Consider the following 13,803-nt stretch of genomic DNA (forward strand, 5'->3'; position numbering starts at 1 on the left):
GTTTGGCATTTGGGCCTGGCAATCGAGAGTTCACATAGAACTGCGATGACCGGGCTGTAAAGCCTGACGAGGCGCCGATACCCCATACGAAGCTCGAGCTAATTTGATTTTTGGAGAATAGACATGTCCCGAGTCTGCCAAGTTACTGGCAAGCGTCCGGTGACCGGTAACAACCGTTCCCACGCACTGAACGCGACTAAACGCCGTTTCCTGCCGAACCTGCACTCTCACCGTTTCTGGGTTGAGAGCGAAAAGCGTTTTGTCACCCTGCGTGTATCTGCTAAAGGTATGCGTGTAATCGATAAGAAAGGCATCGATACAGTTCTGTCTGAACTGCGTGCCCGTGGCGAAAAGTACTAAGTACTTAAAGGATATAAATCATGGCTAAAGGTATTCGTGAGAAAATCAAGCTGGTTTCTTCCGCTGGTACTGGTCACTTCTACACCACCACGAAGAACAAACGTACTAAGCCGGAAAAACTGGAACTGAAAAAATTCGATCCAGTTGTCCGTCAGCACGTGCTGTACAAAGAAGCTAAAATTAAATAATTTTAGTTTTCTTGCACAAAAACCCCGCTCTGTCGGGGTTTTTGCATTTCTGACCACCCATAAACCGGAGACGAGATGCCTGAATTACCCGAAGTCGAAACCAGCCGCAGAGGTATTGAACCGCACCTTGTTGGCGAAACCATTCTTCACGCGGTGGTGCGCAACGGGCGATTGCGCTGGCCGGTTTCCGAAGAGATCCACAGCCTGAGCGACAAACCGGTACTGAGCGTTCAGCGCCGCGCCAAATATTTGCTGCTCGAATTGCCCGACGGCTGGATCATTATTCACCTTGGCATGTCCGGTAGCCTGCGTATTCTTCCCCATGAGCTGCCTGCTGAAAAACACGACCACGTCGATTTAGTGATGAGCAACGGCAAAGTGCTGCGCTACACCGATCCACGTCGTTTTGGCGCGTGGCTGTGGACGAAAGAGCTGGAAGGCCACAATGTACTGGCGCATCTCGGCCCGGAACCGCTCAGCGACGTTTTCAACGCTGAATATTTCCAGCAGAAATGCGCGAAGAAGAAAACCGCCATTAAACCCTGGCTCATGGATAACAAGCTGGTGGTCGGCGTGGGGAATATCTACGCCAGCGAATCGCTGTTTGCTGCCGGGATCCATCCCGATCGGCTGGCTTCATCACTCTCGGCGCAGGAGTGCGAAATTCTGGTGCGGGTGATCAAAGCGGTGCTGCTTCGCTCTATCGAACAGGGCGGAACCACGCTAAAAGACTTTTTGCAAAGCGACGGTAAACCGGGTTATTTCGCTCAGGAGTTGCAGGTATATGGTCGGGAAGGGGAACCTTGTCGCGTCTGCGGCACGCCGATTGTTGCCGCAAAGCATGCACAGCGTTCAACGTTTTACTGCCGACGCTGCCAGAAATAAGGGTCAGAAGCTTATTTAAGCTTCTCTAACAGCGCCTGGTGAACGTCAGGCGGCAGGAAGTGGGTGACATCGCCCTGATGACGTGCCACTTCTTTGACCAGCGTAGAAGAGATAAACGACCACTCTTTTGACGGCATAAGAAACACGCTTTCCAGCTCCGGCATCAGGTGACGGTTCATATGCGCCAGCTGCATCTCATATTCGAAATCCGCTACCGCCCGCAAGCCGCGAATAAGGATATTTGCCTGCTGGGCGCGGGCAAAATTGGCCATCAAATCACTAAACCCCACCACGGACACATTCAGCAGATGTGCCGTCGCGGCTTGCGCCAGCGCCACGCGCTCTGGCAGGTCAAACAGCGGTTTTTTGCTTGGGCTGGCGGCAATCGCTAACACCACCTCATCAAACATCGTGGCGGCACGGGTCACAATATCAATATGCCCGTTAGTTATGGGGTCAAAGGTGCCGGGATAAATCGCTTTTGTACTCATCGCTTATTCTTTCTCTGAATAACCGTGGTTCAGCGCCCACAGCTCGGTGTATTTATTGAAAGTATACTGCGCGTTAACCACTGCCAGCAGCCAGCCCTGTTTTCCATCCAGCATGCCGCCGCGCAGCAATAATGTTTTGACGAATGCGCCCAAAGTATGCGCGAAAATCCCCGGTAGCGACGTTTTTTTACCGCGCTGATGGCGTTCCTGCGCCCACGCCGTGGCGTAATTCAACTGTTTACGCTGAAAGCTGGCGAAATCCCGGCAGGTCAGATGCAGCAAATCACCACTGAGCGCAATGACCGGCGCTTGCGGTGCATCCAGCGATTCATGTACCAGATTGCCGTTGTACTGATAGCGCTCACGCTCGTACAAGCGGGTAACGCGATCCGGATACCAGCCGCTGTGGCGCATAAAGCGACCAAGGAAATAATTACGGCGGGAAATGCTATAAACGGCCCCCGGCTGCGGTGCGGCGAGCGTCACGCGAATGTGCTCTGCGAGTTCCGGGGTGACGCGCTCGTCGGTATCGAGCATTAGAACGTAATCGCCGCTGGCGTAGCGCTGTGCCAGCTGACGCTGTACGCCGTAACCCGACCAGTCGGTATGGGTGAAGACTTTGGCGCCCGCGCGGCTGGCAATGCCTACCGTGTCGTCGCTGCTGCCGGAATCCAGCAGCACAATTTCATCCGCCCAGGCAATGGATGCCAGACAATCGGGCAGTAGATCCGCCGCGTTTTTGGCGATCATCACCACCGACAAACGTTTGGACATTAATGGCTCCGCTGAGGCAAATACGGTTGCAGAAGTTGCAGCAGACGCGCGAGCGCGCCCTGGTTCTGGTGCAGCACTTCCACCGCGTGGCGACCGTACCATAAACGGTAATCTTCATCCGTCAGCAGGGTCGACACCTCTTTCACCAGCGAATCCGCATCGGTGACGGTGATCAGCCCTTCCGCTTCCTGCAGGCGTGCACAGATATCTTTGAAATTAAACGTATGCGGCCCCATCAGCACGGGAATAGCGTGTGCAGCAGGCTCCAGCGGGTTGTGGCCGCCGCGTTCGACCAGGCTGCCACCGACAAACGCCAGATCGGCAATGCCGTAAAGTAGCATCAGCTCGCCCATGGTATCGCCAATCACCACCTGTGTGCTGCTGGACGGGATTTCGCCCGAGCTGCGTAAGGTGTAGCTGAACCCGGCTTTCTGCGTCAAATTGCGCGCATCCTGGAAGCGTTCCGGGTGGCGAGGCACCAGGATCAGCAGTAAATCAGGGAAAGTTTCCAGCAGCTTGCGGTGCGCCTGTAAAATAATCGCCTCTTCGCCGTCGTGCGTGCTGGTGGCAATCCACACCTGGCGGCGTGGTGCCCACTGGCGGCGCAGCGTTATTGCGCGGGCAGCGAGTTCTGGCGTTACGGAGATATCAAATTTCAGGCTGCCGGTCACGGTCAACTGGCTGCGCTTTAAGCCCAATTGTAAAAAGCGGTCGGCATCTTCCTGGTTTTGCGCTGCAATCAGCGTGATTTTGCTCAGCAGTCGGCGCATGAATTTGCCTAACTTGCCATAACCTTTTGCCGAGCGTTCTGACAGTCGCGCGTTAGCGATAACCAGTGGAATTTGGCGCGCTTTCAGCGCGGAGATCATGTTCGGCCACAGTTCGGTTTCCATCACGATCACCAGCTTCGGGCGAACATTGTTGAGAAAACGGTTCATGGCGCAGGGCAGATCGTACGGGAGATAAACATGATGTACGTCTTTGCCGAACGCCGACATCACCCGTTCTGAGCCGGTTGGCGTCATGGTGGTCACGGTGATGGGCAGCGAAGGGTAACGATGGCGCAGCGCGCGTACCAGCGGGATCGCCGCCAGCGTTTCTCCCACGGAGACGGAATGCAGCAGAATACCGTCTGGCTTCACTTTGTTACGACAAAAACCATAGCGTTCAGCCCAGCGTTTGCGGTAAGCAGGGGCTTTGCGGCTGCGAAGTAATAATCGCAACCACACCAGAGGCTGAATTAAGTAAAGCAGGGTGGTATACAGCAATTCCAAGCGACTATCCGTTTTTTTAAGATTCGGCGGGCAAATTCTAAGCATTTAGGGCGGTTAAAGCTATACCTTTGGCGCGCAAGCCACTTCTTTTGAGGGCGTAACGTCCTGTAGGGAAATGATTCTGGTGGGAAATTAAGAAAAGGCGGGCATTTCTGCCCGCCCAACGCGGTGATTATGGTTTAACGTCCGAAAGGGAATCCAGATGATAAGTCACTTTTTCGGAAAGGCCGCGGATATCGCCCCCGGTGATGTAGTAGCTGTCATCTTTTTGATTGGGGTTGCTCACATCAAAACCGATCATTTTGTTTATCAAAGTTGCCAATTGGTAATGGTTGCGTGGCGCTTGTGGCGAAATAGCGCTTAGCGACATTGTGGGGTCGTTACTGAAATAGATAAACGGCACTTCTGCGATCGGCATTTCAACGACCGAATGCCCAAATAAACCGCCTTCTCCAACCCGCTCGCCGTGGTCGGAAGTAATAAAGACCAGCACTGGTAGCTTCGATTTCGCCATAACAGTACGGATGGCGGATGCCAACTCTTTGTCATAAAAGCGCACAGCGTCGTCATATTCATTTTTCTTCTGCGCCACGGTGTCGCTGAGCGCAGGCGTTGAGAATTTAGCAAACCCTTGCGGGATATTACTATCGTAAGGAATATGTGGTGCACGGCTGTTTAAAACCATCAAGAATGGCTTATCCCAATTCATTCCCGCATCTTCAACCGACGGAGTTAACACTTGATCCGCACCGATGTCGGGTGCCGGGCGAATCTGCGTGTCTTCCCAGAGATCGATATCGTGAATACCAATCCAGTTACTCAAGCCTTCAAGCCCTTGCGCTGAAATGAACGCAGTCTCAAACCCCTGTTTGTTCGCGTTAGCGAAAATATTGGTCGCTTTTGACTTGTACGCAAAATAGTTGTCTGGCTCACGCAAATTATTCACCAGCATCGGGATCGCGACACGGGTAGAAACGGCATTGGAGACGATCAGTTTGCTACTGCCATGATATTGCTCCATCAATGCCTTCAGCTCCGGCGTCGTATCGCGCTCATAGCCAAGAGCACTGATACGGTGCGGATTCAGGCTTTCGCCAATCGCCAGAATGATTGAGTATTTACCAAACCGGAAATCACTTCTTGGTGCCACCTGATAAGGCTCGTAACTCGCTATATTCTGATTCTCACCGGATATGGCTTCAGGGATCAGGCGCATGGCGCTGAAGCTTACCGCAGACAAACCATTACGTAGCAATGAGTGGCGCAGATCCGGGTTGAATTTATACATCTGCCCATCTTTGGCCTTATAAAACTGACCGACAAACATTATCGTAATGGCTAACAGGCACGGTACCGCCAGTGAATTTCGCCACTGCGGCGCAAGGCGGCGAGTAAAACCGAGAATGAAGACAAGCGCGATCGCCAGGATAGAAAAGAAAATCCCCAGTGAACCCAGGCTGTCAAGCATGCCTCTGGCGATATCGTTTGTTTCAACAAAAGCCAGCCAGACTTCGCTTGGCCCATAGAACTGACCATAAAATTGATAGTAAATGGCCTCTGTAACCTGAATGATAAAGGTTACGGACAGCAATAAACGCGTAATGATGAAACGCGCGCTGATAGCGGCCAGCAGAGCAATGATAAGATAAAGCGCAATATCATCACTTTTGGGGCGATAGACATGATCCTTCGCGATAACAATGAGTTCAGAAAAAGAAAAAAGCACTACAAAAGATAACGTCAGGAGCAGAGTCCGTACGCTATCGCGCCCCAATTTCCCGTGGGCCGATAAAGACTTACTTAACATTTAACTACCTGGCTTTTTATTAAAACTTCCTGGTAAGCGGACGAATCGCCTTACTCAATACGAAGCGCAAAGCGCGCCCGGCGGTAGTGCGGTTGTGTAGCCCTTTTTTCCAGATACTTTCAAACAAGGCATTCCAGTTAGCTGCAACAGCTTCATGGGAATGCGCAAGTCGCCGTTTTTCTCCTTGTTCACGCATGCGGGCAAACAAGTCAGGAGAATTTTTCAACTTCATAATGGCGGCAAAGGTTTCATCGGGCGTTTTGGCGATCAAATAATCCAGTTCGCTTTCGCGTATAGCCCGGAAAGAAGGTTCGTCATCGCAGATCATGACGGTTTTGCCCAGCCAACTATTAATTAATTTACTGGCCGGTTTACGCGCCAGTCGGTGATCGTGGTTTTTGCGAAAGCTCAGACATACGTCCACATCGCGGTAATCTGTCCAGTTATCAAACGAGATGCGCAGCGTAATACCTTGATCTGCCAGCCGCTGTTTAAATTTTTCGGTCTGGTATGCCTCCGGAAGGCTGTCTTTACTGCCGAAGTAGGCGACGGTATGCACGGTGTTATCGTCACGTTCACGCGGTTGCAAACCCGGTTGAGGCCAATGTGGGATGAATATTCGCCCTGGTGTCGATAAGACCGCCGGATTTTGTTCAACCACATAATCTGCGCCGAGCACGGGCGGGCGGTCGGTCCTGGCGACAACAGTAAGACCATTCCACGGTTTTATCCGATAACCGAAATGATCGTTATGAAGCAAATTAATGGCGTCTGCACGGCACTCAGTGCCCCATGAAAAAGCTATTTCGCCAGGGTAGTAATAATTCAGGCTGAGCATGGTCTGAAATGTCCATACACCCCGGCCTCCGCAATAAAACCGTTGGGGAATATCATCCGGATTGACGCTTTCATCCATCAGGGTCTGAAAATCGGCAAAATTTGTCGCGATAAAGTCGTCATGTGAGACGATATGTAACCTAAATTTGGTCATAGTTTAGTTATTTAATAAGTTTTTTAAGCCGAAAATAGCGACGCCCAAGACGCCAGCGCTGGCGGAATCCACGTGCGTTCTGCCAAATCATTGACCAAATCCCACGGTCAAAAAGCTCCTGCGTGATCTCACGTTTTTTTGCCAGATCATCAATGTTATTAATCTCATGCAAAATGCCCAACCCCTCTTTGGCGATTTGCCACTGACAAGCCGGAACACGTTTGACTTGTTCCGGATATCGAAGGTTAATCGCGTCGAGCATTTCGAGGATTTTCATATAATGACGCGCTGAACGCATGCGAGTGTCATTGGTACCTGGAATATGTGATACCGATGCAGAATGGATCAAATAGTCGTAAAACGTTTCATCCACATATTGAACACGCTTCGCGGTAAGTAATACTTCCGTTGTCCAGGGAATATCCTGATGGCGCAAACCGTGTTCGAACGTAAAACCGTGCTCTTTGATAAACGCATGACGATAAATATTCAGCCAGGTGACGTGCAGAAATTTGCGCGATGAGAGCGCCATTTGCAACCAAACCGGTCCTTCCAGTACGCCTGTCGAAGAGAGTTTATCGGACGGAAAAATTTTCTTTGCCGGACGACCGTCATCATAGATGTAAGTGCCATTACAGGTCGCGACATCCAAATTACCTTGCGTCGCTATCTCCAGCAGACGCGGATACATGCCGGGATAGATCACATCGTCGATGTCGGGGAAAGCCAGATACTCACCGCGCGCGATGGCAAGGCCGGTATTTCGCGCTGCTGAAACGCCCTGGTTAGCCTGGTTGATCACCTGAAAGTGAGTAAACTCACTGGCGTAACGCGCGATCACTTCTGCAGAACCATCGGTTGAACCGTCGTTAACAACAATCATCTCGAGGCTTTCAAGCTGTTGAGCCTTGATACTGTCAAAGAATGCGCTGAGGAATTTTTCGCCATTATAAACAGCAATAACGAGGCTCAGTTGCGGTGTATCGGACATGCTTTCTCCGTTAAAAGCGGGCTGTGCGAGGGATTTACCCTGATAGTTGATGGCCTTTTAAAGACCATCGAAGCGGCAGATTTGTTCCGTGGTGGTTGCGCCAGCGGTGCTCATTATCTACGAAGCGATAAAGAAAGCTACTGGCGCTCGGGGAGACTGTTAGATTTTAGGGGGACCAGAGCGCAACTGCTGTAAAGCACACATGCCAATCAATAGGCCAGTTAGAAACATGTATTGCTCAAGATAGTGATCCAGCAAGTTATGATCAACCAATGTGCGTGAGAAGAAGCCAATGGTAAACAGCAGCAAAAACATGCCGATCATTGTATTGCCATGGCGAAAGTGCCGCCAGCCGATATACCAACATCCCGCCAACAGAATTAACCAACCCGCGATACCTGCGAAACCATTTTGCAGACCGAATTCAATCAAACCGTAGTGGCTGTGCGGGATGGTAATGCGATCGGTATGTAAATCGCGATTCAAAATATAGTTGAAGGCTTCTTTGTGTGGGCCCATCCCTGCTGGATACTTGAAGACCAATTTCCATCCCTGATGAAAGAAACTGGCCCGGCAGCCGTTAGAGTGGTTCATCGGGGTACCCATATCGTTTACGGGTACTGCTGCGCTATTGATATAGCAAAAGCTCTCAAAAGGTGCATTCCAGCCGGTAATCGCATCGCTTTCCAGGCTTTGCCAGCGCGGGTCTGTTTCCCACGAGGCGTAGCCCAGCGCCGCGGATGCTGCGACAATTGCTACTAAAATGCCGCATGTCAGCACTACCCGGCTGCGCTGCATATTATGCAGCGTGATAAGAATGAAGGCCGAAAACAGGCCGCCAACCAGACCGATAGTTCCCCAGCGCGTGTCCACTAATGCGGTACAGACGAGGTTAGACAGCAGTAGTAAGCCAAGCACCGGTGTACTCAGGCGCAGAAAACGCTGGTGCATTAAACCACGCGCTAACAGCTCTGCGAGAATAAAACCGGTGATCATATTGATCTGGAAACTCATGCGCGTGCGGTTAAACACAATGCGCGTCTCACCCCAATGGATTATCCCATCACGCCAGTAAAGCCAAACCGTATCCAGCAAGTGAATGAGAATGACGCCCCAGAAAGAGAGCACAATAAACGTAAATAGCCGGGCAGCGGAAAAATTGGGGAAAGCCGTTTGTACGGCTGGCAACAACACGATACCCGCACTGAAAAGTAGTGCGGGACGCACCCATTGCCCATCCCATGTGCCGATCATCTCTTTCAAATCTGGTGCAACAAACAAGCCGTTGATCAGCAGGAACAGTGTTAACGCACCAAGCGTATAAAGGACAAAGCGCAACTGTTTACCGTGCAACTGAGCGCGAGCTTGTGGAGAGGTGAAAAACAGGCCGAGTGAAAGTGCGATAACCGGATAGATGAATCCATTTCTGTGGAAAGGTAATTGACCGTTAGGCATTGGCCAGACAAAACACAAAGCGAGGGTAAACAGGACCAGAATCCCTGCCAAAAAAGTGCGAGTTTTAGTCATAATTCTCAGGCTGATTAATAAATTTGTGGCCTTATCGGCAAATTAACGTTCCAGAATGCATTCCCCAGGATCGCCAGGGCAGTGTGATGAAACCCGGGGAAAACTACCATAGAAAAATTATGTTAAGAAGTGGCTTCTTTGTAACCAGGGCTTTCTCCTGGAAATAGCTCGCCGTGCACTTCGGCGCTACCGATGTATATAATGCCCCATTTATGGCGTTTGTAAGCCAGGTCACAGGAAATCTATGCATATTGTTCACACCGAAGCAGATGGCGGGAAAGGCGGGCAGCCGCTGCGAATTATCAATGAGTCGTTAGGCATGCTGGAGCGCGGCCATCAAGTGACTATCCTGTGTCCGGAAACGGCGCCGCTGCACCAGATGGCGAGCGATGCCGGGCTAACGGTGGTGACCATGCCGCTGAAACGCAAGAATATCGCCAACCTGCTTGCGCTGCGCCGTTGGTTGCGCGCGAACCGCGACAGCATTGATGTGATTAACAGCCATAATTCCGCCGATACCTGGCTGGTGGCACTGGCGAACCTCACGCTGTCGCGCCCGGTGCCGCTGGTGCGTACCCGCCACGCTTCCGGTACACCGCGCAATAACTGGACTACGCGCTGGCTGTTCCGCCGTGCCTGCGCGCATATCGTCAGTACCGGAGAAGCGCTGCGCTATCAGATGGTCGATATCGGTGTGCCGCTGGAACAAACCACCTCGGTGCCAAGCGGTGTTGATACCCGACGTTTTCATCCGGCGGATAAAACGGCTGCGCGTGAACAATGCGGGTTAGCGCAGGGCGCCCTGTGGCTGGGTGTGGTGTCCCATTTGCGCCCGAACAAAGGGCATAGCGTGCTGCTAAAAGCGCTGGCACAAATTAACGACCCGGCGATCAAACTGGCGATTGTCGGTGAAGGGCCACATCGGGCGACGCTGGAACAGGAACTCGTTCAGCTAGGTTTGCAGGATCGCGTGCTGATGGTGGGCCATCAAAGCAATCCTTCGCAGTGGTTTCCGGCGTTCGATATTGCGTTAAGTCCGTCGCACGATATGGAAGGTGTACCGCAAGGCGTACTGCAATCGCTGGCTTGCCGCATCGCGACTATCGCCACCGATGCGGGGGGCACGGCAGATGCCATTATCAATGAACAAACTGGTTTGCTGGTGGCACAGCGCGATGTGGAAGCCCTGCGCGGTGCGATTGTTCGCCTGGTTGACGATGCCGCCCTACGCGATACGCTGGCGCAACAGGGTTATGATTACCTGTGCGCCCACTTAACGCGTGAATGTATGCTGGCGGCGATGGAAAAGGTGTTTGCCGACGCTACTCAGCGCAGCAGGTCGCGATAAAGCGTCTGCAACTCCTGGGCCATCCGCTCCAGCGTCCAGGGTTCTGCGGTGGCGCGCGCCGCCGCCGCATAATCTACGTCGCGCGTACGGCCAGCCAGCCACTCACCGACAGACGCGCTGTAACCCTCGCTATCCAGCGCATCGCGCACCCAGCCGTTTTCCCCTTCGACCACCCATTCAGCAGCACCACAGCCTGGGCTGGTGAACAGCGGCAGCCCGCAAGCCAACGCTTCAACGCAGACATTCGGGAACGGATCGTAGAGCGTTGGCAGGATCAGCGCATCCGCCGAACCGTAGACCTGGCGAATATCCGCCACCGGGCCAAGAAAACGCACACGCTTCGCCACGCCCAACTGGCGCGCCAGCTTTTCAAACTTACGGGCGTGTTTATCGCGTCCGGCAACCAGCAGCCACACGGACGGATGTGCGACAATTGCACGCAGCGCCGTCGCGACGCCTTTGCGGGTAAAACCGGAACCGACATACGCCAGCACCGGCGCGTCGGCAGGAATGCCCAGCGCCGTTCGCAGGGGCAACTCGCGCACGCTGGGGTGAAAATGGGTAGTATCGACGCCGTTATAAATCACCGTCAATTGGTCGTCGCGCAACTGAAAACGGCGGGCGATATCATCGCGCACCATCCGCGAATTACAGATAACCTTGCGCAGCGCAGGATGAGCGAACATCTGGCGCTCTGCCTGCAAAATGTAGTGGTGATAGGGGCTGAAATTCTGCGACCAGCGTTTTAGCGGTGACAGAATACGGTTGTACTGCTCAAGCCAGGTGGCGTGTACGCCATCCCCGGCGCGGAAAATGGTCGCACCGGGAATGCGCTCATGGCTCTGCACAATGTCGAAATCGGCAAAGTGCGCCGCTGCGGCGTCAGCAAAACCCGCTTCGCGCATTTTGCGGTTACGAAACGGTGGATTGACCGTCAGGGTGTGCCAGCCAGCAGCGTTTTCCCATTCGCGGGCGATCAGCGTGACATCCAGCGATGTATCCTGTGCCAGCACATTTAAGGCGCGGGAAACGAAACGCTCTGCGCCGCCATTCGGGTTATAGGTTTGTCTGACGATAGCCAGCTTCATGCGGGGGTTTCCAGCAATAAGGTATCAATCGCGCCGAGCACCTGCGCAGGCGTAATAGCGGTAATGCAATCAGAAACCTGGCTGTCGCCACAGCCCGCTTTGCCGCAAGGCTGGCAGGTGAAACCGGCGGTAATGACCCGGTAAGTGACACCCCACGGTGCCCATTTTATCGCGCCCGTCGGGCCGAAAATGGCGACGGTGGGCGTACCCACGGCGCTGGCCAGGTGCATTGGCATGGAATCCACGCCGAAGAAGAGCCGCGCGTGTTTCATCAACGCGCCCAGTTCTTTCAGATTCAGTTGCCCGCTTAAATCAAACACCGGCTGCGTCAATGCGGCGCGCAGCTTATCCATATAGTCGCTCTCTTCTTTCGACGGCGCGGCCGAGAGAATGATCGGTAAGCCACGGGCTGCCAGCGTGTCGATAGTCGCCGCCAGCTTGTCGATTTGCCAGGCTTTGAACATCCAGCGCGATGTCGGGTGCACCAGAATGTAGGATTTGCTGGTGAGGCCAAAACCCGCCAGTTTTTGCAAAATGGTGTTTTCCGCTTCCTCACCTGGCGTAAATAACGTGCGTTTGTCCTCTGCGCTGGCCGGGTGGATGCCAATACGGCGCAGGGCGTCCAGGTTCACTTCCACCATATGGCGGCTGTTATCCTGAATTGCCGGGTAGAGCGTGGTGAAAGATTTCACCCAGCGCCAGCGGGCGAGGCCGTCGCGCTTATCCGGTTTGAAGCCGACAGAGACGCGGGGTTTCAGCTTGCGCGCCAGACGCGCGCCGTGCCAGTGTTCGGTGAGGTTTATCAGCACATCGTAATTGCGCGCCTTTAGTCGGTTGCGCAGGCCGCGATAGAGGCTTAACTGTTTCAGCCAGCCCTGTTTGCGCCATTTGCGCCCGATGGTATGCACCTGATCGATATACGGATGGTTGGTTAACATCGCCTGAGTATCGTCGTACACCAACGCATCCACTTCGACGCCGGGCCAGTTTTTCTTCAGTACGGTAAACATCGGCGAGGTCAGCAAGACATCACCGTGGTGACGCAACTTGATAATCAGCACCCGTTTCGGCGGGCGTTCGGGTGAGAAAAAATCAGACATGGACACGCTCAGCTGTCAGCAAAGGCTGTAATTGGCGATAAACCGCAGCGGCAGAAAGGCTGCTCAGCTGCGAAGAGTTTTCCGGGCGGCAAATGGTTTGGTTTTTCCCGTAGCCACCGATAAGACCAGGATCCGTTGGGCCATAAAGCGTGACGTTCGGCCTGTCCAGCGCAGCGGTAAGATGGCTTAAACCGGTATCAACTGAGACGACAAACCGCGCGCCGGCCAGTTCTCGTGCCACATTCTCAAGGCTCATCCGCGGCAAGACATCGACAAAATTCAGCCCTTGCGCCAGCCGTTTCGCGCGGGCTTCTTCATGCGGCGCCCCCCACGGTAACTTTATGCGTAAGCCGCTATCTGCCAACAAATTAAGTAACTCGCGCCAGTGTGCTTCCGGCCAGTGTTTATCATCGCGGGTGGTGGCGTGTAAGAACACGGCATAGGGCGAATGCGCCGCGTCGGCGACGGCAAAATGGCGGGCGATGGCGTAATCACCCTGCGTTTGCGGTTTGGTATAACCGAGGCTTTTGGCAAATAATTCGCGGGTGCGCTCAACCGCATGTTGCTGTTTAGCAATGTGGTGACGGCGATTGTAAAACAGGCTCGCTAAGGGCTCGCGCGCGGTGCGCCAGTCCATACCATGCTTCACACCGTGTGCCAGCCGGGTGACCAGTGCGGCACTTTTCACCAGCCCTTGCGCATCAATAATCGCGTCGTACCGCTCAGCCTGTACCGCCTGGCGAAAGGCTTTACGCTCGGCGGCAATGGGGGCGGAAAACCAGGCTTTGCGCCAGCGGCGGATCGCCACTGGAATAACGCGCTCAACGGCGGCGTGCCAGGAGGGGATCTGGGCGAAACCCTCTTCCACCACCCAGTCAAAACGGATGCCGGGAATCGCCTGCGCGGCGTCGGTGAGCGCGGGCAGTGTATGCAGCACATCGCCCATCGACGAGGTTTTAACGATCAATACCCGCATCGG

General features: G+C 53.6%; 14 protein-coding genes. 4 read left to right on the forward strand and 10 right to left on the reverse strand.

Annotated features, from left to right (window positions below):
• Nucleotides 1–123: 123 nt before the first annotated feature.
• The 3 genes from rpmB to mutM all read left to right on the forward strand — a co-directional run bounded on the left by rpmB (nucleotide 124) and on the right by mutM (nucleotide 1,433).
• Nucleotides 124–360, forward strand: coding sequence for a 50S ribosomal protein L28 (gene rpmB / locus C813_RS23505; protein WP_002436699.1), 237 nt, complete (start codon nucleotides 124–126; stop codon nucleotides 358–360).
• 20 nt (nucleotides 361–380) lie between these two features.
• The gene (gene rpmG, locus C813_RS23510; RefSeq protein WP_003024094.1) at nucleotides 381–548 is read left to right on the forward strand and encodes a 50S ribosomal protein L33; all 168 of its coding nucleotides are present in this window, start codon (nucleotides 381–383) and stop codon (nucleotides 546–548) included.
• 75 nt (nucleotides 549–623) lie between these two features.
• Nucleotides 624–1,433: a bifunctional DNA-formamidopyrimidine glycosylase/DNA-(apurinic or apyrimidinic site) lyase gene (gene mutM, locus C813_RS23515; protein WP_017458172.1), complete on the forward strand. Its 810-nt coding sequence runs from the start codon at nucleotides 624–626 to the stop codon at nucleotides 1,431–1,433.
• A gap of 11 nt (nucleotides 1,434–1,444) precedes the next feature.
• Here the strand turns inward: mutM and coaD are convergent, their stop codons facing one another.
• The 7 genes from coaD to C813_RS23550 all read right to left on the reverse strand — a co-directional run bounded on the left by coaD (nucleotide 1,445) and on the right by C813_RS23550 (nucleotide 9,288).
• Nucleotides 1,445–1,924, reverse strand: a complete 480-nt coding sequence (gene coaD / locus C813_RS23520; RefSeq protein ID WP_017458173.1) for a pantetheine-phosphate adenylyltransferase — start codon at nucleotides 1,922–1,924, stop codon at nucleotides 1,445–1,447.
• Nucleotides 1,925–1,927: 3 nt separating this feature from the next.
• A complete protein-coding gene (locus C813_RS23525; protein WP_017458174.1) occupies nucleotides 1,928–2,698 on the reverse strand; it encodes a glycosyltransferase family 2 protein in 771 nt (256 codons plus the stop codon).
• Complete coding sequence (waaA, locus tag C813_RS23530) at nucleotides 2,698–3,972, reverse strand: lipid IV(A) 3-deoxy-D-manno-octulosonic acid transferase (protein WP_017458175.1); 1,275 nt, start codon at nucleotides 3,970–3,972, stop codon at nucleotides 2,698–2,700. Before waaA ends, C813_RS23525 begins: the two co-directional genes overlap by 1 nt.
• A gap of 172 nt (nucleotides 3,973–4,144) precedes the next feature.
• Complete coding sequence (locus C813_RS23535; RefSeq protein ID WP_017458176.1) at nucleotides 4,145–5,779, reverse strand: sulfatase-like hydrolase/transferase; 1,635 nt, start codon at nucleotides 5,777–5,779, stop codon at nucleotides 4,145–4,147.
• Between the two features lie 19 nt (nucleotides 5,780–5,798).
• Nucleotides 5,799–6,770 carry a glycosyltransferase gene (locus C813_RS23540; protein ID WP_025263795.1) on the reverse strand — a complete coding sequence of 324 codons (972 nt, stop codon included), beginning with the start codon at nucleotides 6,768–6,770 and terminating at the stop codon, nucleotides 5,799–5,801.
• A gap of 7 nt (nucleotides 6,771–6,777) precedes the next feature.
• Nucleotides 6,778–7,761 (reverse strand): glycosyltransferase, encoded by a 984-nt coding sequence (locus C813_RS23545; protein ID WP_017458178.1) that lies wholly within the window; start codon nucleotides 7,759–7,761, stop codon nucleotides 6,778–6,780.
• Nucleotides 7,762–7,920: 159 nt separating this feature from the next.
• Nucleotides 7,921–9,288, reverse strand: a complete 1,368-nt coding sequence (locus C813_RS23550; protein WP_017458179.1) for a hypothetical protein — start codon at nucleotides 9,286–9,288, stop codon at nucleotides 7,921–7,923.
• A 244-nt stretch (nucleotides 9,289–9,532) separates the two neighbouring features.
• On the opposite strand from C813_RS23550, the gene C813_RS23555 reads away from it, so the two are divergent.
• A complete protein-coding gene (locus C813_RS23555; RefSeq protein WP_017458180.1) occupies nucleotides 9,533–10,636 on the forward strand; it encodes a glycosyltransferase family 4 protein in 1,104 nt (367 codons plus the stop codon).
• Here the strand turns inward: C813_RS23555 and C813_RS23560 are convergent.
• Genes C813_RS23560 through rfaC form a run of 3 tightly spaced genes read right to left on the reverse strand, consistent with a single transcriptional unit; the run spans nucleotide 10,615 to nucleotide 13,800 of the window.
• Nucleotides 10,615–11,724 (reverse strand): glycosyltransferase family 4 protein, encoded by a 1,110-nt coding sequence (locus C813_RS23560; protein WP_017458181.1) that lies wholly within the window; start codon nucleotides 11,722–11,724, stop codon nucleotides 10,615–10,617. The genes C813_RS23555 and C813_RS23560 overlap by 22 nt on opposite strands.
• Complete coding sequence (rfaQ, locus tag C813_RS23565; protein ID WP_017458182.1) at nucleotides 11,721–12,824, reverse strand: putative lipopolysaccharide heptosyltransferase III; 1,104 nt, start codon at nucleotides 12,822–12,824, stop codon at nucleotides 11,721–11,723. The genes C813_RS23560 and rfaQ overlap by 4 nt, the downstream gene beginning before the upstream one ends.
• On the reverse strand, nucleotides 12,817–13,800 hold the full coding sequence (gene rfaC, locus C813_RS23570; protein ID WP_017458183.1) for a lipopolysaccharide heptosyltransferase RfaC: 984 nt from the start codon (nucleotides 13,798–13,800) through the stop codon (nucleotides 12,817–12,819). Before rfaC ends, rfaQ begins: the two co-directional genes overlap by 8 nt.
• Nucleotides 13,801–13,803: the final 3 nt, after the last annotated feature.

The sequence above is a fragment of the Kosakonia sacchari SP1 genome (assembly GCF_000300455.3).
Lineage (GTDB): Bacteria > Pseudomonadota > Gammaproteobacteria > Enterobacterales > Enterobacteriaceae > Kosakonia > Kosakonia sacchari.